Source organism: Antarctobacter albus (assembly GCF_900101505.1).
GTDB classification, from domain to species: domain Bacteria; phylum Pseudomonadota; class Alphaproteobacteria; order Rhodobacterales; family Rhodobacteraceae; genus Antarctobacter; species Antarctobacter albus.
In genome coordinates, this window is sequence record NZ_FMZI01000006.1 from 310617 (window position 1) to 332092 (window position 21476).

At 67.1% G+C, this 21476-nt stretch carries 19 protein-coding genes; 8 read left to right on the plus strand and 11 right to left on the minus strand.

What is annotated here, in order from left to right; genetic code table 11:
• Window positions 1-32: 32 nt before the first annotated feature.
• Window positions 33-1001: a GGDEF domain-containing protein gene (locus tag BLQ71_RS12910; RefSeq protein WP_074622005.1), complete on the plus strand. Its 969-nt coding sequence runs from the start codon at window positions 33-35 to the stop codon at window positions 999-1001.
• Window positions 1002-1007: 6 nt separating this feature from the next.
• Here the strand turns inward: BLQ71_RS12910 and ggt are convergent, their stop codons facing one another.
• The 3 genes from ggt to BLQ71_RS12925 all read right to left on the minus strand — a co-directional run bounded on the left by ggt (window position 1008) and on the right by BLQ71_RS12925 (window position 4462).
• The gene (gene ggt, locus BLQ71_RS12915; protein WP_373286037.1) at window positions 1008-2798 is read right to left on the minus strand and encodes a gamma-glutamyltransferase; all 1791 of its coding nucleotides are present in this window, start codon (window positions 2796-2798) and stop codon (window positions 1008-1010) included.
• A gap of 84 nt (window positions 2799-2882) precedes the next feature.
• Window positions 2883-3395 carry an alkylphosphonate utilization protein gene (locus BLQ71_RS12920; RefSeq protein WP_074622006.1) on the minus strand — a complete coding sequence of 171 codons (513 nt, stop codon included), beginning with the start codon at window positions 3393-3395 and terminating at the stop codon, window positions 2883-2885.
• An 80-nt stretch (window positions 3396-3475) separates the two neighbouring features.
• Complete coding sequence (locus tag BLQ71_RS12925; RefSeq protein ID WP_043140292.1) at window positions 3476-4462, minus strand: 2-hydroxyacid dehydrogenase; 987 nt, start codon at window positions 4460-4462, stop codon at window positions 3476-3478.
• Between the two features lie 108 nt (window positions 4463-4570).
• Here BLQ71_RS12925 and BLQ71_RS12930 point away from each other — a divergent pair, with 108 nt between their 5' ends.
• On the plus strand, window positions 4571-5068 hold the full coding sequence (locus tag BLQ71_RS12930) for an SH3 domain-containing protein (protein WP_043140290.1): 498 nt from the start codon (window positions 4571-4573) through the stop codon (window positions 5066-5068).
• A gap of 76 nt (window positions 5069-5144) precedes the next feature.
• Here the strand turns inward: BLQ71_RS12930 and BLQ71_RS12935 are convergent, their stop codons facing one another.
• Both BLQ71_RS12935 and BLQ71_RS12940 read right to left on the minus strand, forming a co-directional pair.
• The gene (locus tag BLQ71_RS12935; RefSeq protein WP_074622007.1) at window positions 5145-6221 is read right to left on the minus strand and encodes a Hint domain-containing protein; all 1077 of its coding nucleotides are present in this window, start codon (window positions 6219-6221) and stop codon (window positions 5145-5147) included.
• A gap of 210 nt (window positions 6222-6431) precedes the next feature.
• Window positions 6432-7751, minus strand: a complete 1320-nt coding sequence (locus BLQ71_RS12940; RefSeq protein WP_043140287.1) for a UDP-glucose dehydrogenase family protein — start codon at window positions 7749-7751, stop codon at window positions 6432-6434.
• A gap of 161 nt (window positions 7752-7912) precedes the next feature.
• Between BLQ71_RS12940 and BLQ71_RS12945 the strand changes: the two genes are divergently transcribed.
• From BLQ71_RS12945 to kdsA, 3 genes are read left to right on the plus strand one after another with little or no spacing between them, the layout of a single operon-like run.
• A complete protein-coding gene (locus BLQ71_RS12945) occupies window positions 7913-8863 on the plus strand; it encodes a KpsF/GutQ family sugar-phosphate isomerase (RefSeq protein WP_083342239.1) in 951 nt (316 codons plus the stop codon).
• Window positions 8860-9648 (plus strand): 3-deoxy-manno-octulosonate cytidylyltransferase, encoded by a 789-nt coding sequence (locus BLQ71_RS12950; protein ID WP_074622009.1) that lies wholly within the window; start codon window positions 8860-8862, stop codon window positions 9646-9648. Before BLQ71_RS12945 ends, BLQ71_RS12950 begins: the two co-directional genes overlap by 4 nt.
• A complete protein-coding gene (gene kdsA, locus BLQ71_RS12955) occupies window positions 9645-10466 on the plus strand; it encodes a 3-deoxy-8-phosphooctulonate synthase (RefSeq protein ID WP_074622010.1) in 822 nt (273 codons plus the stop codon). The genes BLQ71_RS12950 and kdsA overlap by 4 nt, the downstream gene beginning before the upstream one ends.
• Window positions 10467-10584: 118 nt before the next feature.
• On the opposite strand, the gene BLQ71_RS12960 is transcribed toward kdsA, so the two are convergent.
• Window positions 10585-11985, minus strand: coding sequence for a phosphomannomutase (locus BLQ71_RS12960; RefSeq protein ID WP_074622011.1), 1401 nt, complete (start codon window positions 11983-11985; stop codon window positions 10585-10587).
• Window positions 11986-12107: 122 nt separating this feature from the next.
• Between BLQ71_RS12960 and BLQ71_RS12965 the strand changes: the two genes are divergently transcribed.
• Window positions 12108-12686, plus strand: a complete 579-nt coding sequence (locus BLQ71_RS12965; RefSeq protein ID WP_074622012.1) for a rhodanese-like domain-containing protein — start codon at window positions 12108-12110, stop codon at window positions 12684-12686.
• A 41-nt stretch (window positions 12687-12727) separates the two neighbouring features.
• On the opposite strand, the gene BLQ71_RS12970 is transcribed toward BLQ71_RS12965, so the two are convergent.
• A complete protein-coding gene (locus tag BLQ71_RS12970; protein WP_083342240.1) occupies window positions 12728-13669 on the minus strand; it encodes a quinoprotein relay system zinc metallohydrolase 1 in 942 nt (313 codons plus the stop codon).
• Window positions 13669-14454: a quinoprotein dehydrogenase-associated SoxYZ-like carrier gene (locus tag BLQ71_RS12975; RefSeq protein WP_074622013.1), complete on the minus strand. Its 786-nt coding sequence runs from the start codon at window positions 14452-14454 to the stop codon at window positions 13669-13671. The genes BLQ71_RS12970 and BLQ71_RS12975 overlap by 1 nt, the downstream gene beginning before the upstream one ends.
• Before the next feature lie 160 nt (window positions 14455-14614).
• Here BLQ71_RS12975 and BLQ71_RS12980 point away from each other — a divergent pair, with 160 nt between their 5' ends.
• Window positions 14615-16684, plus strand: a complete 2070-nt coding sequence (locus tag BLQ71_RS12980; RefSeq protein ID WP_074622014.1) for a 4Fe-4S binding protein — start codon at window positions 14615-14617, stop codon at window positions 16682-16684.
• The gene (locus BLQ71_RS12985) at window positions 16681-17565 is read left to right on the plus strand and encodes an FAD:protein FMN transferase (protein ID WP_074622015.1); all 885 of its coding nucleotides are present in this window, start codon (window positions 16681-16683) and stop codon (window positions 17563-17565) included. Before BLQ71_RS12980 ends, BLQ71_RS12985 begins: the two co-directional genes overlap by 4 nt.
• Before the next feature lie 122 nt (window positions 17566-17687).
• Here the strand turns inward: BLQ71_RS12985 and BLQ71_RS12990 are convergent, their stop codons facing one another.
• From BLQ71_RS12990 to BLQ71_RS13000, 3 genes are all read right to left on the minus strand, one after another.
• On the minus strand, window positions 17688-18479 hold the full coding sequence (locus BLQ71_RS12990; RefSeq protein WP_069210436.1) for an FAD binding domain-containing protein: 792 nt from the start codon (window positions 18477-18479) through the stop codon (window positions 17688-17690).
• Between the two features lie 55 nt (window positions 18480-18534).
• The gene (locus tag BLQ71_RS12995; RefSeq protein ID WP_074622016.1) at window positions 18535-20904 is read right to left on the minus strand and encodes a xanthine dehydrogenase family protein molybdopterin-binding subunit; all 2370 of its coding nucleotides are present in this window, start codon (window positions 20902-20904) and stop codon (window positions 18535-18537) included.
• Between the two features lie 85 nt (window positions 20905-20989).
• A complete protein-coding gene (locus tag BLQ71_RS13000) occupies window positions 20990-21475 on the minus strand; it encodes a (2Fe-2S)-binding protein (protein WP_074622017.1) in 486 nt (161 codons plus the stop codon).
• Between the last annotated feature and the right edge of the window lies 1 nt (window position 21476).

A 21476-nucleotide genomic window follows, 5' to 3' on the forward strand; every position in this document is an offset into this window, starting at 1 on the left:
GGCTTCACCCTGTCCCGGAGCCGGGCAGCGGGATGACCGTGACCGACGCCGTGCTGGACGCGGCCCTGGGTGCTATCGGCCAGGCAATCGAGCGTGCTCCTCGCGCGATGATGCTGCTGGATGACCAGTGGACCGTCCTTCTGGCCAACCGCCACGCGCGCGACCTTCCCGGGCTGCAGGTCGGCCTGCAACTGGCCAGCCTGGCCCGCGAAGATGCCGGCACCATGACAAAGGGGCTGAAACAGGCGATTTCCACCTCGCGCGGGATTCCGCTGCGTCTGACCTTTACCGAGGAACCGATGACATTCCAGGCCTGGCGGATCGATCCCCTGCCCGGCATGGAAAATCCCTTGGTAATGCTGAAATCCGACCCATCCAACCTTTTTGCCGCACGGCTCACTTCGCTGGAACGCCAGCAGGACAGCACGCGCCGCCGGTTGAGTCAGACGGAAGAGGAACGCGACAGGCTGCGCCATACGGCGCGGCGGCTGTCCAGCCTTGCCATGACCGATCCGCTGACCGGCCTGATGAACGCCCGCAGTTTCCGTGAAGAAGGACAGCGGCTGCTGGCCAGTCCTCAGGGCACTGTCGGGCTGATCTACATCGACCTCAACGGATTCAAGCCGATCAACGACCAGTACGGCCATTGCGCCGGCGATGAGGTCCTGAGCCGGGTCGCCCGACGGCTGCGCGAAACCCTGCGCAACGACGCCAGCGCCGCCCGGCTGGGCGGCGATGAATTCGGCATCTGGCGCCCGGACACAACCCAGCGGGCGATGCTGACCTGTGTCAACGACCTGCGCGCGGCATTGGCCCGGCCGATGACATTGGAACGGCCGGGCGGTACGGATATCGTCCTGCCCGGCATCGACGCCGCCTTTGGCCGGGCCACGGCCCCGCATGACGGCAGCGACGTGGACATGCTGCTGAAAAGGGCGGATGCGCGGATGTACGCAGACAAGTCCCGCCACCGGGGGGCTTGCCTGCGCCTGTCCGGCTGAGCGGCGTCACTCGCCCAGCGCGATCCCCTCGCGGCGCGGATCAGCGCCACCCTGCAGACCCTCCGCCCCGATGGCGATGGCATGCAGGCCGGAATTCAAATCACGCACATCGGTGTTGAACCCCATCTCTGCCAGGGCGGTCGCCATGTCGGCCATCGGCGTTCCGGCCTCCAGGTCGAAGGTGCCGAAACGGTTGACGCCATGCGGCATGGCCACCGCCTGCTGCACATCCATGCCCCAGTCCACATGCGCGATGATCGCCTGCGCGACATAGCCAATGATCCGCGACCCGCCGGGTGATCCGATCACCAGCACCGGCTTGCCCTCTTCGCGCACGATGGTGGGCGACATCGACGACCGCGGCCGTTTGCCCGGCGCCACCGCGTTGGCGATGGGCACCCCGTCCTGGTGCGAGCGGAACGAGAAATCCGTCAGCTCGTTGTTCAGCAGGAAGCCGTTGGTCATCAGGCGCGAGCCAAAGCCGTTCTCGATGGTCGTCGTCATCGACAGCGCGTTGCCGTACTGATCGACGATCGAGATATGCGAGGTCGAGGGGAACTCGATACTCTCGTCATCGGCCCAGAGCATCGCGTGATCCCAGGCCGGCATCCCCGGCGCCACTTCCGGAAGGGCATCGTCGCCTTCCAGCAGGCGCGCGCGTTCGCCCAGGTAAGCCGGATCGACCAGCCCGTCGGTCGGCATCGGGACAAAATCGCTGTCCGCCATGTAGCGGCCCCGATCGGCAAAGGCGAGACGCGAGGCATCGCCGATCTTGCGCCAGGTCTGCGGATCATCCGCGGCACCTGGATCAGAGGCATCCAGCATCCCCAGGATCTGCCCCACGGTCAGCGCACCGGACGAGGGCGGGCCCATACCGCAGACTTCCAGCCCCCGGAACGGCGCACAGACCGCCGGGCGTTCCTTGACCTCGTAGGCGGCGAGGTCGGCAAGGCTCATCACGCCGGGGTTGGGCTCGAACCCGCGCACCGTGTCGACGATGTCCTGCGCGATCTCGCCCTGATAGATCACCTGCGCGCCTTCGCTGGCCATGCGCCGCATGACATTGGCATAATCCGGGTTCTTCAGCACGGTCCCGGCCACGGGCGGCATGCCGTCCGGCAGGAAGTAGTTGGCGGAAGGCTCGTAGCGGGTCAGCGCGGGGACATTGGCCAGCACCAGCTGGCTGAGACGGGGAGAGACCTCGAACCCCTCGTCCGCCAGCCGCGTGGCCGCATCGAACAGCCCGGCCCAGTCGGACTTGCCCCATTTCTCATGCGCGGCCTGCATCAGCGCGGGCGTGCCCGGCACGCCGACAGAACGGCCCCCGATCACCGCGTTCCAGAATCCCATCGGCTCGCCATCCGCCGTCTGGAACAGGGTGGGTGTGGCCGCGAAAGGTGCGGTTTCGCGCCCGTCCAGCGTGGTGATCTCGCCCGTTTCGCCGTCGTGCCAGACGAGAAAGGCCCCGCCGCCGATGCCCGAGCTTTGCGGCTCGACCAGCCCCAGCACGGTCTGCACGGCGATCATGGCATCCGCCGCCGTGCCGCCGGCGCGCAGCACCTCGGCCCCGGCCTGCACCGCATGCGGGTTGGCTGCCGCCACCATCCATGTCTGCGCCTTGACCGGTTGACCGGCCTCCTTGGCCTCCAGCGCTGCGGCGACCTCTGGCGACAAGGCGGCAAAGCCGCCGCCATCCACCGTGGCCGCCTCGGGGGCGACGGTATCCGTGCTTTGCTGTGCCAGCCCCGCGCCCGCCGTCAGCATCAACAGCGTGGCTATCTGCGCAATCCTCATCATACACACTCCCTGGTTGCGTCTACTAACCGGCAGTCAATCAGCAGAAACGAGTCGGGGATAGGCCTGATGTGCGGGTGAGCAATCTTAGGCCTTCTTGACGTACTTCGTCAGGATCACGATCCGCTGTCCTTCGACCCGGCCCGAGATATGGTCTGCGTTGTCCGGCTCCAGCGAGATCTTGCGCACCGCCGTCCCCTGCTTGGCGGTGAACCCGGCGCCCTTGACCGGCAGCGCCTTGATCAGCGTCACCGTGTCCCCGTCCGACAGGACCGCACCGTTGCAGTCGCGGTGAACGACACTCTCGGCAGGCGCGGCCTCGGCCTGCGCCCAGTCCAGCACATCGGGTTCAAGGTAGGCGATGTCCAGCAGGTCCCGCGCCCAGGCCGCGTTCAGCCGGTTCAGCAGCCGCCAGGCCAGGACCTGTTCGGCGGGTTCCGTGCTCCAGATCGCCTCGTTCAGGCATTGCCAGTGCGGGCCGTCCTCGGGCCCGTTTTCCACACCCGCGCGGCAGGTCGCACAAAGGGCCACCTCATCGGGTCGCGGGGCCACCGCAAAGGGCGTGGCCTCCTCGGCCTTGCAAAGCGCGCATTGGGTCATGGCGGGGGCCTTTCCGATTGGTATCCGCCCCCGCCTGATGCGCGGCGGGCCGCCCCAAGTCCATGCGGCGGATGGGCGCCCTACAGCATCGCGGGCACGACCTGGTCCGGCGGACGGTGACCATCGTCGAAGGTCTTGATGTTGATGATGACCTTTTCGCCCATCTCGATCCGCCCTTCTTCGGTGGCCGATCCCATATGCGGCAGCATCATCACGTTGGGCATGTTGCGCAGCTCGGGGTTGCCCTGGATACCATGTTCGTAGACGTCCAGCCCCGCACCGGCCAGTTGCCCGGTCTTGAGCATCCGGGTCAGCGCGTTCTCGTCGATGACCTCCCCGCGCGAGGTGTTCACGATCACCGCGCTGGGTTTCATCAGTTGCAGGCGCCGGGCGTTCAGCAGGTGGTAGGTGCTGGGCGTCGACGGACAGTTCACGCTGATCATGTCCATCCGCGCCACCATCTGGTCGAGGCTTTCCCAATAGGTGGCCTCCAGCGCCTCTTCGGTCTCGGGGCGCAGGCGGTGGCGGTTGTGGTAATGCACCTGCATCCCGAAGGCGGCGGCGCGCCGCGCGACCGCCTGGCCGATGCGGCCCATGCCCAGGATGCCCAGGCGGCGCCCGCCCAGGCGCTGGCCCAGCAAAGCGGTGGGCGCCCAGCCAGCCCAGTCGCCGCCCTGCATGACGGTCAGACCCTCCTGGATGCGCCGGGTCACACCCAGCATCAGCGCCATGACCATGTCGGCGGTGTCCTCCGTCACCACACCCGGCGTGTTCGACACGAGGATGCCGCGCGACCGCGCGGTGGAGACGTCGATGTGATCGAAGCCCGCACCGAAATTGGCGATCAGTTTCAGCCGTTCACCGGCCTGGCCGATCAGCCCGGCGTCGATCCGGTCGGTCAGCGTGGGCACCAGCACGTCGGCCTCCTGCACCGCGTCGATCAGTTCGCCACGGGTCATCGGCGTGTCATCGGCACGCAGTTTCGCGTTGAACAACTCGGTGAGCCGTGTCTCGACCACTTCGGGCAAGCGTCGCGTCACGACAACACTCAGACGTTTTGATGGCATTCAGCCTCTCCCCAAACTTCCCCTGCGGGTCCCACGGGCGGTAGACTGCGACAGGAAAGGACGGGGCACAAGAACCCCGCCGGAAAAACTGAGCAGGACCTGAAAACCATGTTCAAACAAGCGATCGCCGCCGCGGTGGCGCTGCTGATTCTGGCCGGTCCCGGCACGGCGGGGCAAGACCGGGGGCCGGTGACGAACCTGCCGCTGCCGCGTTTCGTCTCGCTCAAGGCGTCCGAGGGCAATGTCCGTCGGGGGCCTTCGCTGACGCACCGGATCGACTGGGTCTACAAGCGGCGCGGAATGCCGCTGGAAATCACCGCCGAACACGGCCACTGGCGCCGGGTCCGCGACCGGGACGGCGCCGGCGGCTGGGTGCATTACTCTTTGTTGTCGGGCGCCCGCACGGTGATCGTGGAACAGGACATGCTGAGCCTCTACCGCCGTCCCGACCCGGACAGCGTGGTGGTGGCCCGGCTGGAACTGGGGGTGATCGCGCGGCTGGGCGATTGCGGGCCGGACTGGTGCCGCCTGACCGCCGACGGCTATCGCGGCTGGGTCGACAAGACCGCGCTTTGGGGCGTGGGACTGGAAGAGATCCGCGAGTGAGCGCGCCAGGGCAACGGGCGTAGCCTAGCGGCCCGAGGTCCCGGGCCAAGCCCGGTACGGGGTCACGCGGACCGTCTCAGGCCGCCTCGTGCATCAGGATCGCCGCCTCGGAGGCCGAGAGGTTGCGCCGCGCATAGGCGCCATAGCCCTGCGGGTTCGAAGCCACGCCCGGCAGGGTCCGCAACAGGCGCTTGCGGTCCTCGGCATCCAACGAGGTGAGCGCCGTGTTCGCCGGGTGAAAGCTCTCGGTCTCGACCCCATCGGCAAAGAGCACCTCGTGCCGGGGCAGGAGAAGGTGGACATAGGTCACCTCCTTGACGGTGCTGTCCTGCACCACACCCTTGCAATCGACCAAGTCCCGCGCCGTTACCAGCACCTCGGGCGTGTTGAACAGCGCCTGCGCGGGCGCACCGCGCACCACCATGCGGTGATCCGGAGAGACCAGGATATCGCTGTTGGGCTGACCCAGCCCCAGCGCGCCGGTCCGCAACCGGATCGGGCGCAGCGCAGGCATGGCAAAAAGACGGGCACCGGACATCCGGCGGCTGCCGATCCAGCAGATCGGCTGGGCACCGCTGTCCTTGGTCTGCACCAGGTCGCCTTCGCACAGCAGGCCGACCGGCACAGGCCCGCGCGGCGTCAGGATGCGTGTCCTGGGCGTGAAACAGATCACGCCGCCCGGGTCGGACCTGGCGGCCAGCGTCTGCGCCGACCGGACATGGTGCACCACCCAGAGATCGACACCGGCGGGCGGCAGTTCATCCAGGCACATCAACAAGGGCGGCACATGTGGCCCCACCGGGATCAGCGTCACGGTATAGCCCTTGCGCCCGTCCGTGACGACAAAGGTCGAGTCGCCGCCGCGCGCCTCTTGCCCGGCCTCGCGCAGGTCGGCCCTTCGGGGACGTTCCGCCGCCAGGGCTGCGCCCACCAGCCGACGCACCATGCGCGCCGCGCGTGGCCTGATGTCTTCGCCCTGGTCCGCCCTCTCGCCCAGCGGAAGGAGGGACGCCGGACCGTCCACCCGGACCGGCTCTCCGGACCAGGACCATGCGGCCCCGACCTGCAATGCCGGTTCGGGCGCATCCCGCACCCCGTCGATTTCCGTCTGCGCCCAGGAGATGACGAACGTGCCGCGATAGCCCGTTCCCATGCCTGCTCTGCCTCTTGTCATTTTTTCGGAAAGTGTAGTCGACGGGCGGGGTTGCGCAAAGCCATGCACAGTGTGAGCAGCTCTACCCGGCCCGCCTTGGCGCCGCGCCTGTGGCCGACAAGCAACAAGTGCCAGGCGCCAAACAACCGCGACGTGCATAAAGAAACGCCACCCCGGGACAGGGCGGCGTTTCAGGATCAATCGAAAGGATCAGCCAGCGTAGCCAGCTCGCCCTATGCTCTCATATCCGGTGAAACCGGCGGCCTCTGCGTCGGCAGGGGCATAGATGTTGCGCAGATCGGCCATGCGGGCCTGCGCCATGCTGCCTGCGATGCGCGACAGGTCCAGCGCGCGGAACTCGTTCCACTCGGTCAGGATCACCAGCAGGTCGGCGCCTTCGGCGGCGGCATAGGGGTCATCCATCCAGCTGACGCCGGGCAGCAGCTGTTCGCCTTCGCGCTTGCCCTGCGGATCGACCACCCGGACCTTGGCGCCGCCGCCCACAAGGGCAGGCACGATGGTCAGCGAGGGCGCATCGCGCATGTCGTCGGTGTTGGGCTTGAAGGTCACGCCCAGCACGGCGACCGTCTTGCCGTTGAACCGGCCATCGCAAAGGTCGCTCAGCTTGTCGAGCATGCGGCGCTTGACGTCCTCGTTGACCTTGATGACCGTCTCGACGATCGAGATGGGCGAGGCGTGTTCCTGCCCGATGCGGGCCAGTGCCTTGGTATCCTTGGGGAAACAGCTACCGCCGTAACCCGGACCGGCGTGCAGGAACTTGTTGCCGATGCGGCCGTCCATGCCCATGCCCTTGGACACCGATTTCACGTCGGCGCCGACCTTTTCGCACAGTGCCGCGATCTCGTTGATGAAGGTGATCTTGGTCGCGAGGAAGGCATTGGCCGCGTATTTGATCATCTCCGCCGATTCCAGGTCGGTGGTGACGATGGGGAAATCACGCAGGTAGAGCGGGCGGTAGATCTCGGCCATCACGGCGGCGGCGCGGTCGGTTTCCACGCCCACGACCACGCGGTCGGGCTTCATGAAATCGTCGATCGCGGCGCCTTCACGCAGGAACTCGGGGTTCGAGGCGACGTCGAAATCAAGCGCCGGGTTGGCGGCGGCGACCGTTTCCTTGACCTTGCGGTTGGTGCCAACGGGCACGGTCGACTTGGTCACGATCACCACGTAGTCCTTGGCAGCCTTCGCGATTTCCTCGGCCGCGGCCATGACGTAGGTCAGATCGGCGTGGCCATCGCCCCGGCGCGTCGGGGTGCCCACGGCGATAAAGACCGCGTCGGCGCCATCAATTGCGCTGGCCAGGTCCAGGGTAAAGCTGAGCCGCCCGGCCTCGACGTTCTTGTGCATCAGCACGTCCAGCCCCGGCTCGTAAATCGGGACCTCTCCGCGCTCCAGCATCTCGATCTTGCGGGGGTCCTTGTCGACACAAACAACTTCGTGACCGAAATCCGAAAAGCAAACTCCGGAGACGAGGCCGACGTAGCCCGTTCCGATCATGGCAATCTTCATTTTGGCGATCCCTAGCCTGGTATCCAATGCCGCCGTCATGCGGGCGAGTCCGGGGAAATGTCAACGCGGACCCCTTGCAGAGCGGCAAACTGTTGCGCGATTGGACAAGCTTTCGCAGAGCCGCTAAGGCAGGCGGCAGAATGTTACCCGAGCAGAGCCGCATGACAGACAGCCCCTCCGCGGTCGCCCGCACCGTCCTTGCCACCGAAAGCGCGGCGCTGGCGCGCCTGGGCGATGAACTGCCAGAGAGTTTCGATGCCGTCGTGGCGCGGCTGTTGCAGGTGCAGGGGCGCGTGATCGTCTCTGGCATGGGCAAGTCCGGCCATGTCGCCAACAAGATCGCCGCCACCTTCGCCTCGACCGGCACGCCCGCGCAGGGCGTCCATCCGGGCGAGGCCAGCCACGGCGACCTGGGCATGATCACGCCGGCCGACGCGGTGATCCTGATTTCCAATTCCGGCGAGACCAGGGAACTGGCCGACATGATCGCCCATTGCGCGCGCTTCTCGGTGCCGCTGGTGGCCATGACGAAGGGGGCGGACAGCACCCTGGCCCGCGCCGCCGATCACGTCCTGCTGATGCCCGACGCGCCCGAGGCCTGCGCCATCGGCATGGCGCCCACCACGTCCACGACGATGGCGATGGCCCTGGGCGATGCGCTTGCGGTGGCGATGATGCAGCATCGCGGCTTCGACCGGACCAGCTTTGCCGCCTTTCATCCGGGCGGCACGCTGGGGGCGCAACTGCTGCGGGTCTCCGCCGTGATGCACCGGGGCGAGGAGCTGCCCGTCGTTGGCGCCGATACGCCGATGTCCGAGACGCTGCTGGTCATGAGCCAGAAGGGATTCGGCGTCGCGGCCCTGGTCGAGCACGAACGCCTGACCGGCATCATCACCGACGGCGACCTGCGCCGCAACATGGAGGGGCTGATGGAGCGCCGTGCCGGCGAGGTCGCGACGCGCGGACCGCTGGTCACCGCCCCCGACACGCTCCTGATCGAGGCATTGGGCATCATGAACACGACGAAACGCACCGTGCTTCTGGTCACCGAGGGCGAAACCCTGGTCGGTCTCCTGCACATCCATGACGCGCTGCGGGCAGGTGTCGCATGAGCGCGGTCATCTTCATCCCCGCCCGCTATGCCTCGACCCGCTACCCCGGCAAGCCGCTGGTCGAACTCAAGGGCGCGACGGGCCAGGCAAAATCGCTGATCCAGCGCAGCTGGGAAGCGGCGCAGTCGGTCAAGGGCGCCGATGCGGTCTATGTGCTGACCGATGACGCCCGCATCGCCGAGGCCGCGCGCGGGTTCGGCGCCGAGGTGCTGATGACCTCTGAAACCGCCCGCAACGGCACCGAACGCTGTGCCGAGGGCCTGGCGCAACTGTCGCAAGCCCCTGACTGCGTGGTGAACCTGCAGGGCGATGCACCGCTCACCCCGCCCTGGTTCGTCGATGCGCTGATCGACCGCATGCAGGACTCTGCCGTGCAGATGGCAACGCCGATCCTGCGCTGCGATGCCGAGACACTGGCCAACTTCGTCACCGACCGCCAAAACGGCCGCGTCGGCGGCACAACTGCCGTGGCGCGCGCCGATGGCACCGCGCTCTACTTCTCGAAAGAAGTGCTGCCCTTCGTGGCCTCGCTGGAGCGCCCGCCCGAGGTCTGGCACCATGTCGGCGTCTACGCCTATCGCCCCGCGGCGCTCTCCGCTTACATGGGGTGGCAGGAGGGCCCGCTGGAAAAGGCCGAGGGCCTGGAACAGCTGAGGTTTCTCGAAAACGGCGTGCCTGTGACCTGTGTCCCGGTCGAGGCGCGTGGCCGGGTGTTCTGGGAACTCAACAACCCCGTGGACGTGGCCCGGATCGAGGGCGTCCTTGCAAAGGAAGGCATCGCATGACGGATGTGTCCATCGGCACCTACACGGTGTCCAACGCCGCCCCCTTCACCCTGATCGCGGGCCCCTGCCAGATCGAGAGCCTGGACCACGCCCGGATGCTGGCGGAACGCATCGCCGAGGCAGCAGAAACGGCGGGCGTGAACTGGATCTTCAAGGCCAGCTACGACAAGGCCAACCGTTCGTCCCTGTCCGGCAAGCGCGGGATCGGCATGGAAGAGGGGCTGCGCGTCCTGTCCACCATCCGCAAGGAGTTCGGCGTGCCGGTGCTGACCGACGTGCACGGCCCGGAGCAATGTTCGGTGGTGGCCTCGGCGGTGGACGTGCTGCAGATCCCCGCCTTCCTGTCGCGCCAGACCGACCTGCTGCTGGCCGCCGGCGAAACCGGCGCCGCGATCAACGTCAAGAAGGGCCAGTTCCTTGCCCCCTGGGACATGGCGAACGTCGCGGCCAAGATCGCGTCGACCGGGAACGAGAATATCCTGCTCTGCGAGCGCGGCGCCAGCTTTGGCTACAACATGCTGGTCTCGGACATGCGGTCGCTGCCGATCATGGCCGAAACCGGCTACCCCGTGGTCTTCGACGCCACCCATTCCGTGCAGTTGCCGGGCGGGCAAGGCACCTCTTCGGGCGGCCAGCGCCAATTCGTCGAACCACTGGCCCGCGCCGCAGTCGCCGTGGGCTGCGCGGCGGTCTTCATCGAAACGCATGAAGACCCCGACAATGCCCCCAGCGACGGGCCGAACATGGTCCCGGTCGACGACCTCACCCGCCTGCTCAAGGGGCTGGCAGCCGTCGATGCCCTGACCAAGGGGGCTTGAGGTCCCGGCCGCGCAAAGGCGTCACGGTCGGATTGGGTATTTGAGACCAAGAAGAAACACCGGATCATGCTTCTTCTTGGCAAAAATACCCCTGCGACGGTCCGGTCCGGGCGGTCGCTCAGGCAGAGAGCGTCTCGCCCAGTTTCGCCAGGTAGCTCTCCACCAGCGCCGAGGCAGTCTCGCGTGTGCTCGCCTCGGCATAGCAGCGGAATTCGGGCGCGTTGCCGGAGGGGCGCAGGTGGACCACGTCTCCAGTGGCAAAGGTGACACGCAACCCGTCTGTTTCGTCCACCTCCGCAATCTCACCTGTGTCCGCAAAGAAAGCGGCGCGCGCGGCGGCATCGCCTGAAAGCGACGCGATAAAGGCCTTCGAGATTTCCGATTCGATCCCCTGAATACGGTCGGCGGCGGTGAAGCGCGGCGGCAAGGCGTCCAGCAGGGCGGACAGCGGTTTGTCCGCGGCGCGGGCGGCGCCCAGCGGGGCCAGGATCGGCAGCAGGCAATCGCGGGTCATCAGCGGGGCCAGCCTGCCCGCAGGGCCATCCGCCTCGAACCCCAGCAGGAAGCCGCCGTTGGCCTCGTAACCCACGACGCGGGCGGCGGGGTTGTCCCGCAGCGCCTCTTCCATCGCGGCGATGACGAAGGGCGAGCCGATCTTCGTGCGGTGGATGGCGTCGAAGGCAAAGCCGCCCTCCGCCTCGATCATCGTGTTCGACGAGACCGGCGTGCAGATCACCCGGGCGCCCAGCGCGCGGGCGGTCATGGCGCCCAGCACATCGCCCGGCACCACCTGTTGCGCGTCATCCACCAGCATCGGCCGGTCGGCATCGCCATCGGTGGAGATGAGGACATCCAGGCGATGATCTGCGAACCAGCCAGCGAAGAGTTTCCTGGTCTCCGGGTCCAGTGCCTCGGTGTCGACGGGAATGAACGTGTCCGAGCGCGCGATGGGAAGCGCGGTGGCGCCCAGCGCCTCGACCACCTCGACCATGATGTCGCGGGCGACCGAACTGTGCTGGTAGACGCCGACGCGCAGGCCCGCCAGCGCCTCGCGGCCAAAGGCCTGGGTGTAGCGGGCGACATAGGCGGCGCGGGCGTCGGCCCTGGTCGCCATGCCTTTTTCCGCCACCTTGGCCCCCTGGCCAAGCGCCGCGTTGATACGGACCTCGTCCTCCTTCGAGATTTCCCCGGTGGGGACGTAGAACTTCAGCCCGTTGCGGTCGGCGGGGATGTGGCTGCCGGTGACCATGACGGCGCCGGCCCCGGCCTCCAGCGATGACAACGCCAGCGCGGGCGTCGGCACCACGCCGCAGTCGACCGCATCGACGCCCGCATCGCGCACGGCGGCGATAACCCATTCCGCGATCTGCGGCGAGGAGGGGCGCAGGTCACGACCGACGTGCACGGCGTCCCCGTAGGGGCAGGCGCAGAGAAAAGCGGTGACGTAATCGCGCACCAGCTCCTCTGTCAGCTCCACCACCAGGCCGCGCAGGCCGCTTGTGCCGAATTTGGGGGCCATCTTCACTATCCTTGCCTTGTCAAATGCCTGTGCACGCCGGGGCGCGCGGCTGTTTTCCCGTCTCGGGACGCGGATGGCAAGGGCGGGTTTCGCAGCGGCGGCGACCGGCCTATCCTGTCACCATGAAACGCCTGTTTTTCCTGCTGGCCCTGATCTGCGCAGCCCCCCTTGCCGCCGCCCCTTACGCCGAACATCAGGCCCGCCGGCCCGAGCTGTTCGATCCGGAAACCGGCTATCGCATCGGCCGCCAGCGAGCGCCGACGCCGGATGACATTCCCGCGCCCGCCGTGCTGGTCACGCCTCAGGAGGCGCGGGCATTGCTGGCGGAGGGTGCGCTGGCGCTGGATGTCTTTGCCGCACAGCAGTCACGCTTTGACGAGCTGGAAGGGACCTGGCTGGTATCGGAACAGCGGCTGTCGCTGCCCGGCGCGGTCTGGCTGCCCGAAGTGGGGCGCGGGCGGCTGTCCGACATCATGCAGCGCTACCTGGAGGACAACCTCACACGGATGACGGCGGGCGACCGGGCGCGGGCGCTGCTGGTCTATTGCGTGGCGGATTGCTGGATGAGCTGGAACGCAGCGCAGCGGATCGCGGCGATGGGGTACTCCCGCGTCTACTGGTTCCGACTGGGGACCGATGGCTGGCTGGACATCGGCGGCACTCTGGAGCCTGTCGACCCGGTGGCCGTGGATGTCGACTGAGCGCGGCGATGGGTTTGGAAAACCCATCCTACACCGTCCGATCAGTTGCCGCGCGGCAGTTCCTCGCGCTCGATCCCGGGAAAGAGATGCGCGACCGACCGCTGGTATTCCTGCGGCTGCGCGCCCATCCCGGCAAAGCGGTCTGGCAGGGGCGTTTCCATCAGCTCCACCATGTCCAAGCCCGCGCGGGCACCTTCCCGCAGGGTGCGGTCCAGCCAAGAGAGGTAGTCGCGGGTCTGGGTGATCGAGTCCCCGGTCGGGTCCGCCGGGCCATGACCGGGAATGACCAGCGCGGGCTTTGCCGCCTGCAACGCGTCCAGCGCCTGTTGCCAGCGCGGCAGATCGGCGCTGGGCGTCGTGGGCGCGCGGTTGTAAAAGACAAGATCCCCGGCCACCAACGTGCCGCTGCGGCGATCCATCAGGGCCAGATCCGCACTGGTGTGCCCGCCCAGCGGCAGGGCCAGGAAATCGCGCCCGTCCAGCGTCAGATCGCCACCCGCGATCACGTCGCTGGGCGGCACCACTTCGGTCCCGCGCATCCAGTCCCCCAGAAGCCGGTACATGTTGTCCGCAAAGGCGTCGCCCTCGTCCAGGGCCGCCTGCCGGGTGCCGCCCAGCGCATGAATTGGCCTGTCGGCAAAGACCTGGTTGCCAAAGAAATGGTCCGGGTGGTGATGGGTGTTCACCACGGTGGAAATACCGCGAATATCCAGGCTGCGCGCCAGCGTGTTCAGCGCCTCGCCATAGCGGCGGGATGACCCGGTATCGACAAGGATCAGCCCGCTATCGCCCTTCATCAGGGTGATGTTGACGATGGCACCGCCGTTTTCCATCGAGAAGTAATCGGTCGCCCCTTCGACCATCCATATTCCATCGGCCAGCGGCTTGGCGGTCAGGTCATAGCTGAGACGGGGCTGGGCAAAGGCACGCGGGGCCAGCGGCAGACTTGCCAGCAGGCCAAGGGCGGAACGGCGGGTCAGCATCAGTTCAGTTCGCCCTCGCTCAGGACACCGCGAATGCGGTTGCCGTTGTTGTCGCGGCCCATGACCTTGACCGAGGCGGGCAACGCACCAGCGTCGAAATAGAAGGTAAAGGCAGGGTCCTCGTTCACCGGCTCGTGCAGTTCCAGCCGCGCCAGCGGGGTGCCGTCCTCATCCTGCAGGGACAGGTCCTCGATGATGAAGACGGGGATGCCATCGGCCAGCCCGGTGTCCATCGGGTGATCCACCACCAGCCGGGCGCGCCCCGAGGCGGACCAGAGCCGCCCGTGCACCTCTCCCAGCTTTTCCTCCCAGTCGTCGCTGGCATAGGCATGGGCGGGTGCGGTACAGCCGCCCCCCGCCGCGTCGATATAGGTCGACCCGATGTGCCAGCTGCCGGAATGAGTCTCGACGCTGGCGCGGATGGCCGTGGCCTGGTCGATCTTGAACCGCAGGGCCAGCTTGGCTTCGGCCTGTTCGGGGTAATAGGTCAGGATGTGGGGGATGGGGCCATAGTCGGCGCTGACCACGATACGTTTCACGTCGGGGATCGCCGTGGCATCGACCAGAAGGGGGACGTTCAGGCTGTCCTCGGCAGAGGCCGGCGCGCGCAGCACCACCCGGTCGTCGAAACGGATGTCGGCGGGATCGCCCAACAGCCCTTTCTGGTGGTAGTTCCACATGCCCGATCCCATCGGATCCTGCAGCACGGTCTGCGGGTCGTCCAAAGCGGCGGCAGCACCGCCCGCAACGGCGATCAGCGCGGCAAGCGCGGTTCGGATGAGCATGGCGGACCCTCCCTGTCGTACCATGACACAAAGGCTAGCATGACGGGCGCGGGCGGATCACTGCGCCTAAGGTCGTAGATGGATCACCATTGCGTCAGGCGCGCCCCATTGGACCAAGGTCGCATAGGGGCGCGCCCGGGCCGGGCCTAGGGTCTCGCCCATGCGCGCGATCCTCTGCATCCTGGCCTGTCTCTGCCTGCTCACCGGCACCGCCCGGGCAGAGATGCTGAGCCGCGAGGCGCTGGCGGAGCGGGTCATACCGCCCTTCCTGCTGGGCGAGCCCGTCAACGACAAGGGTGTCTGGACGCTGGAAAACGCCGGCGGCCAGACCGCCGGTTACATCTTCGAGACCGAGCCCCTGGCCCCCCTGCCCGGCTTTTCCGGGGCGGCGATCAACGTCCTTGTGATGCTGGACCTCGAAGGCCGGTTCGTCGACGTGCAGCTGATCGACCACAACGAGCCGATTTTCGTCTCTGGCCTCGGTCAGGCTGCCTTTGAACAGTTCTTTACCCAGTACCGGGGGCATTCGATCTCTGCCCCGATGGTCGTGGGCACCCCCTATGGCGAAACGCAGGGCAGCAGCGCGCTGGTCTACCTGGACGGGGTGACAAAGGCGACGGCCAGCGTGCGGATCGCACATGAATCCATCCTGGCCGCCACCCTGCAGGTGGCGCGGGAAAAGATGCAGGGCGTGTCCAGCGGCCCGCCCGCCTACCCCGATCCCGCGGTGGACGAGGCCCTGACATGGGACGACCTGGTGGCGCAGGGGCTGGCGACCCGCCACCGCGTGAGCAATGCCGAGGTGAACGCGGCCTTTGCCGGAACACTCTGGGAGGATGACGATCCAGAGGCGCAGGACGACCCCGAGGGCGCCTACCTGGACCTCTGGATCGTGGATATCGGCCCGCCCTCGATCGCACGGGCGGTTCTGGACGCGGAGTCTCTGGCCGAATTGCAGGCCTTCCTGACGATCTCGGACCATGCGGAACCGATCCTGCTGGTCGAAACCGGGCGGCACGGGCTGATCACCGAAGAATTCGTGCGCAACACCGCGCCCGACCTCGTCAGCGCGGAACAGTTCGGCCTGCCCGTCGCCCTGCGCGACAGCGACCTCTTGTTTTCCCTGCGCGCCGACCTGCCGGACACCCTGCAAGAGGGCACCGCGATGATCCTGCGCACCGACCGGCGGCTGGGCTTTGATCCGACAGAACCCTGGACCCTGTATGTCGAGGCAGTGCGCGCGCACGGGTCCTTCATGCCGCAGGTGGGCAGCGTGACGCTGTCCTCGACCCAGTCGACCGACGCCCGCTTTTTTGCCCGCGCCGAGGCGCCCCGGTCGCTGCCCCCCTGGCGGGCGGCACTGCGAGAGCGGCAGGCGGACCTGATCGCCCTGGCGCTGGGGCTGGCGGTGCTAATGCCGGTGCTGTTCTGGCGTCAGTCGGCTTTGGCGGGGCTGGCCGGGTTCACGCCGGTCCGGCTGGGCATCCTTGCGGTCATGACCGGCTTTGTCGGCTGGTGGGGGCAGGGACAACTGTCCATCGTGACGGTGATCGGGGTGATCCGCACCGCCTGGGAGGGCGGCAGTTATGCCTTCCTGCTCTACGATCCCTTTTCGCTGCTGGTCTGGGCGGCGGCGATCCTGGGCTTTGTCCTCTGGGGGCGCGCGCTGTTCTGTGGCTGGCTCTGTCCCTTTGGCGCGATGCAGGAATTTGCCCATCACCTTGGCCGCTTGCTACGCCTCCCCGAGGTGACGGTGTCGGCACGCTGGGACAGCCGGCTGAAACGGGTGAAATACCTGGTGCTGGCCGGGCTGGTGGCGCTGATCTTCGTGGCGCCGGACGCACTGGACACGGCGGCAGAGGTGGAACCCTTCAAGACCGCCGTGACCACCTATTTCATCCGCGAATGGTACTATGTCGCCTATGCGGTGGGGCTACTGGTGCTGTCGGCGGTTCTGTTCAAGGGGTTCTGCCGCTATCTTTGTCCGCTGGGCGCGCTGATGGCGCTGGGCGGGCTGCTGCGGGGGCGCGACTGGATCGCGCGCCGCGCGGAATGCGGCAGCCCCTGCCAGCTGTGTTCCGTCCGATGCAAGTACCAGGCGATCCCCAGGTCGGGCCAGATCGACTATGCCGAATGCTTTGGCTGCCTCGATTGCGTGAAGATCCACGACGATGCAGCGCAATGTGTGCCACTGGTGCTGAAGGCGCGCGAAAGAAAGAGGGCGGCATGAAACGGCGGCGATTTCTAACCATCAGCGCGGCGATGGCGCTTGTTCCCCGGGGGGTGGCCGCCGAAGGGCGCCGCTGGACCGGGCAGGCGCTGGGCGCCGAGGTGTCGATCACGCTGTTTGGCCCGGTTGCGCAGACCGAGGCCGCGCTGACCACCTGCACCGCCCTGCTGCAAGAGATCGAGGCGGAGTTCAGCCTGTACGATCCCGCATCGGCCCTGTCGCGGCTGAACCGCGACGGCGAGCTGCCCTGGCCCTCGCCAAACATGCATTTTCTCATGGGACTGGTGGGAGAGATGCACCGGATGACGCGGGGCCGGTTCGACCCGACGGTGCAACCGCTCTGGCAGGCGCTGGCCGGTGGCGGTGACGTCACGGCGGCGCGGCGTGCCATCGGCTGGCAGCGCGTTCGCGCCTCGGTGGACCGGATCGCACTGGCGCCGGGCCAGTCCCTGACCCTGAACGGGATCGCGCAGGGCTTTGCCACCGACCTGGTGACCCGGGTGCTGGAAGTGCATGGCTTTGAACGCGCCCTGGTACAGGTCGGAGAGATGCGTGGGCTGGGCGGGCCGTGGAGGGTCGGCATTTCCGATCCGGACGCGGGCCTCGTCACGACACGGGACCTGAGGAACCGGGCCATCGCAACCTCCAGCCCCTCGGCTCTGATGCTGGGCGACATGGGCCATATCCTGGACCCGCTGGGTGAGGCCGCGCCGCACTGGTCGACGGTGAGCGTCGAGGCAGGCTCCGCCGCGCTGGCTGACGGGCTGTCCACGGCGCTGGTCTTGGCCGACCTGGACGAAGTGCGACGGGTCAAGGCAGAGACGCCCGGGGAAATCCGCGTGCTGCTGGTCGATGCCGAGGGCAACCTGCGGACAGTGTAGAGGGGGCTCTGCCCCCGTCTCCCTTCGGTCGCCTCCCCCGGAGGTATTTTTGGCCCAAAGAAACATCTGGCATGAAAAAACCCCCGGCCAGGGACCGGGGGTTCGAAGCTCTTGCAGCTGGATCAGCTGGCCGCGGCAACCGCGCGCTTGGTCATCACGCCAACCAGGTGGGCACGATAGGCCCCCGTGCCGTGCAGGTCCGAGATCATGCCATCGGCGGGCACCGACAGGCCGGCCACCGCGTCGGGCGAGAAGTTGGACGACAGCGCCTGTTCCGCCTCGGTCCAGCGGAAGACGCCGTTTTCCGACGCCCCCGTGACCGCGACGCGCACACCGTCGGCGTATTTGGCCACGTAGACAGCCGTCAGCGCAAAACGCGAGGCGGGCTGTTCGAACTTGGCGTAGCCCGCCGCCTCCGGCACCGGGAACCGGACCGAGGTGATGATCTCGCCTTCTTCGAGGGCGGTGGTGAACATGCCCTGGAAATAGTCGTCCGCCGCGATCTCGCGGGTGTTGGTCACGATGGTCGCGCCCGACCCCAGAGCCGCCGCCGGATAGCAGGCGGACGGGTCGTTGTTGGCCAGCGACCCGCCGATGGTGCCGCGGTTGCGGACCGCGGGATCGCCGATGCCACCGGCCAGCTTGGCCAGCCCCGGGTAATGCGCCGCCGCCTCTGCCGCGACGGTGGCATGGGTGGTGCCGCCGCCGATGGTCAGGTCGCCGTTGTCCTCGCGGCAGACGCCCTTCATCTCTTCGATGCCGGACAGGCTGACCAGCACGGACGGCATCGCCAGGCGCTGTTTCAGGGTCGGGATCAGGGTCTGGCCGCCACCGAGGGCCTGCGCCTCGTCCTGGCCCAGGGCCGAAACCGCATCGGCCACGCTGGTGGGCCGTACCATGTCGAATGAATACATCTCATATCCTCCTGTTGATCTCCCCCGGCCCTGCATCCAGGGCCGGGGGCGGGGATTATCCGTTCATCGCCGCCCAGACGCGCGAGGGCGACACGGGCATGTCGATGTGCTCGACCTTGTGACCGCCGGACTGCAGCGCGTCGATCACCGCGTTGACGACCGTCGGCGGCGAGCCGATGGCCCCGGCCTCGCCGCAGCCCTTCACACCCAACGGGTTGTGCGTGCAGGGCGTCTGGCAGGAGTGGTCCACCGTGTAGTTCGCCATGTGCGGCAGGTCGTCGGCGCGCGGCATCGCGTAGTCCATGTAGGACGCGCTCAGCAGCTGGCCGTTCTCGTCGTAGGCGCAATTTTCCAGCAGCGCCTGGCCGATGCCCTGGGCGATGCCGCCATGCACCTGGCCTTCGACGATCATCGGGTTGATGACATTGCCGAAATCATCCGCCGACACGAACTTCTCGATGGTCACTTCGCCGGTCTCGGGGTCAAGCTCGACCTCGCAGGCATAGGCGCCCGCCGGGTAGGTGAAGTTCGAGGGGTCGTAAAAGGCGGTTTCCTCGAGGCCCGGTTCGATGTCCTCGAGCGGGTAGTTGTGCGGCACGTAGGCGGCGAGCGTCACATCCCCCCAGGCCACGGATTTATCCGTGCCCGCGACCGAGAACTGACCGTCCTTCAGCTCGATGTCCGTTTCCGCGGCTTCGAGCAGGTGGGCGGCGATCTTCTTGGCCTTGTTGATGATCTTCTCCGTGGCGCGGACCATTGCCGAGCCGCAGACCGCGATGGAACGGGACCCGTAGGTGCCCATGCCGAAGGGGATCTTGCTGGTGTCGCCATGCACGATGTCGATCATCGATTCGTCGATGCCCAGCATTTCCGCGACCACCTGCGGGAAGGCGGTTTCATGGCCCTGGCCGTGGCTGTGTGCACCGACCATGACGCTGATCGAACCGGTGGCATTCACCCGCACGGTCGCCGCGTCATACAGACCCGCACGCGCGCCCAGCTGGCCCACGAGGTTCGACGGCGCGATGCCGCAGGCCTCGATGAAGCAGTTGACGCCCAGGCCGCGCAACTTGCCTTTGGCCTCCGATGCCTTGCGGCGCTCGGGGAAGCCGGGGATGTCCATCAGCTCTTCCATCTTGGCCATCGTGGCCTCGTAGTCCCCGGTGTCATAGGCCACCGCAACGGGGGTCTCGTAGGGGAACTGGGTGATGAAGTTCTGGCGGCGCAGAGCGATGGGATCGACGCCCAGCTCACGCGCGGCCTTGTCGATGACACGCTCCAGCTGGAAGGTCGCCTCGGGGCGGCCGGCGCCGCGGTAGGCATCGACCGGAACCGTGGTGGTGAAGACCGCCTTGACGTTCACCTGAACCGCGGGCGTCTTGTAGTTGCCGGCCATCAGCGTCCCGTGCAGCCAGGTCGGCACGGAGGACGAGAAGGTCGACAGGTAGGCGCCCATGTTGGCGTAGGTGTCGGTGCGCACGGCGGTAAAGTTGTTGTCCGCATCCAGCGCCAGCTCGATCTTGGTGACGTGGTCGCGGCCATGCGCGTCCGACATGAAGGCCTCGGAGCGCGACGAGGTCCACTTGACCGGGCGGTTCACCTGCCGCGCCGCGAAGGTGCAGAAGGCCTCTTCCGCGTAGTGGAAGATCTTGGTGCCGAAGCCGCCGCCCACGTCGGGCGCCACGACGCGCAGCTTGTGTTCCGGGATGCCAAGGACGAAGGCGCCCATCAGCAGGCGGATCACATGCGGGTTCTGCGAGGTGGTGTAGAGCGTGGATTCATCGTTGGCGCGGGAATAGTCGCCCACGGCCACGCGCGGCTCCATCGGGTTGGCCACCAGGCGGTTGTTGACCAGCTCCAGCGTGGTCACATGCGCCGCCTCGGCAAAGGCCTTGTCGGTGGTTTCCGTGTCGGTGCCGAACTGCCAGTCATAGCAGAGGTTGTCCGACAGATCGTCGTGCACCTTGGCGGCGCCATCGGCCAGCGCGGCCTTCATGTCGACGACGGCGGGCAGTTCCTCGATGTCCAGCTCGATGGCCTCGGCGGCGGTGCGCGCCTCTTCGAGGCTCTCGGCCACGACGGCGGCGATTGGGTCGCCGACGTGACGAACCTTGCCCTGGGCCAGGACCGGGTGGGCCGGTTCCTTCATCGGGTCGCCGTTCTTGTCGGTCACCTGCCAGCCGCAGGGCAGACCGCCGATGCCTTCGAAATCGGCGCCGGTAAAGATGCGCACGACGCCGGGCATCTTCGATGCCTCTTCGGTATCGACCTTGTTGATCTTGCCATGCGCCATGTCGGAACGCAGGAAGTAGACATAGGCCTGTCCGTGCAGGTTGATGTCGTCGGTGTAATTGCCGGCGCCGGTCAGAAAGCGGACGTCTTCGCGCCGTTTCTGGCTTGCTCCAATGCCATGATCCTTGGGCATGTGGATTCCTCCCTAAAGTCGATGGGCCGATGACCCACCTTGCGGAAATCGGTTGCGCGGCAGGTCATCCTGCCACGGGGTCAATTCACTCGGCGGCGATGCCCGAGACATCCTGCCCGGACGCGGCCAGGATCGCCTTGACGATGTTGTGGTAGCCGGTGCAGCGGCAGATGTTGCCTTCGAGATAGTCGCGCACCTCGGCCTCGGTCGGCTTGGCATTCTGCTTGAGCAGCGAGGCCGCCGCCATGACCATGCCCGGGGTGCAGAATCCGCACTGCAGGCCGTGATGGTCCTGGAAGGCCTGCTGGATCACGTTCAGCGAGCCGTCCGCGTTGGCCTGGCCCTCGATGGTCGAAACCTCGGCGCCGTCGGCTTCGCCGGCGAACATGGTGCAGGCCTTCACGAGGTTGCCGTTGACGTGGATGTTGCACGCGCCGCACTGCGAGGTGTCACAGCCCACGTGGGTGCCGGTCAACCGCAGTTCGTCGCGCAGGAATTCGGTCATCAGCGTGTTGCCCTTGACCGACTTGGTGACGGATTTCCCGTTCACCGTCATCGTTACTTCTGCCATC

Bases quoted from the DNA above. Each gene is read 5' to 3' on its own strand.
- BLQ71_RS12910 (WP_074622005.1), top strand. From the start codon at position 33: ATGACCGTGACCGACGCCGTGCTGGACGCGGCCCTGGGTGCTATCGGC.
- ggt (WP_373286037.1), bottom strand. From the start codon at position 2,798: ATGATGAGGATTGCGCAGATAGCCACGCTGTTGATGCTGACGGCGGGC.
- BLQ71_RS12920 (WP_074622006.1), bottom strand. From the start codon at position 3,395: ATGACCCAATGCGCGCTTTGCAAGGCCGAGGAGGCCACGCCCTTTGCG.
- BLQ71_RS12925 (WP_043140292.1), bottom strand. From the start codon at position 4,462: ATGCCATCAAAACGTCTGAGTGTTGTCGTGACGCGACGCTTGCCCGAA.
- BLQ71_RS12930 (WP_043140290.1), top strand. From the start codon at position 4,571: ATGTTCAAACAAGCGATCGCCGCCGCGGTGGCGCTGCTGATTCTGGCC.
- BLQ71_RS12935 (WP_074622007.1), bottom strand. From the start codon at position 6,221: ATGGGAACGGGCTATCGCGGCACGTTCGTCATCTCCTGGGCGCAGACG.
- BLQ71_RS12940 (WP_043140287.1), bottom strand. From the start codon at position 7,751: ATGAAGATTGCCATGATCGGAACGGGCTACGTCGGCCTCGTCTCCGGA.
- BLQ71_RS12945 (WP_083342239.1), top strand. From the start codon at position 7,913: ATGACAGACAGCCCCTCCGCGGTCGCCCGCACCGTCCTTGCCACCGAA.
- BLQ71_RS12950 (WP_074622009.1), top strand. From the start codon at position 8,860: ATGAGCGCGGTCATCTTCATCCCCGCCCGCTATGCCTCGACCCGCTAC.
- kdsA (WP_074622010.1), top strand. From the start codon at position 9,645: ATGACGGATGTGTCCATCGGCACCTACACGGTGTCCAACGCCGCCCCC.
- BLQ71_RS12960 (WP_074622011.1), bottom strand. From the start codon at position 11,985: ATGGCCCCCAAATTCGGCACAAGCGGCCTGCGCGGCCTGGTGGTGGAG.
- BLQ71_RS12965 (WP_074622012.1), top strand. From the start codon at position 12,108: ATGAAACGCCTGTTTTTCCTGCTGGCCCTGATCTGCGCAGCCCCCCTT.
- BLQ71_RS12970 (WP_083342240.1), bottom strand. From the start codon at position 13,669: ATGCTGACCCGCCGTTCCGCCCTTGGCCTGCTGGCAAGTCTGCCGCTG.
- BLQ71_RS12975 (WP_074622013.1), bottom strand. From the start codon at position 14,454: ATGCTCATCCGAACCGCGCTTGCCGCGCTGATCGCCGTTGCGGGCGGT.
- BLQ71_RS12980 (WP_074622014.1), top strand. From the start codon at position 14,615: ATGCGCGCGATCCTCTGCATCCTGGCCTGTCTCTGCCTGCTCACCGGC.
- BLQ71_RS12985 (WP_074622015.1), top strand. From the start codon at position 16,681: ATGAAACGGCGGCGATTTCTAACCATCAGCGCGGCGATGGCGCTTGTT.
- BLQ71_RS12990 (WP_069210436.1), bottom strand. From the start codon at position 18,479: ATGTATTCATTCGACATGGTACGGCCCACCAGCGTGGCCGATGCGGTT.
- BLQ71_RS12995 (WP_074622016.1), bottom strand. From the start codon at position 20,904: ATGCCCAAGGATCATGGCATTGGAGCAAGCCAGAAACGGCGCGAAGAC.
- BLQ71_RS13000 (WP_074622017.1), bottom strand. From the start codon at position 21,475: ATGGCAGAAGTAACGATGACGGTGAACGGGAAATCCGTCACCAAGTCG.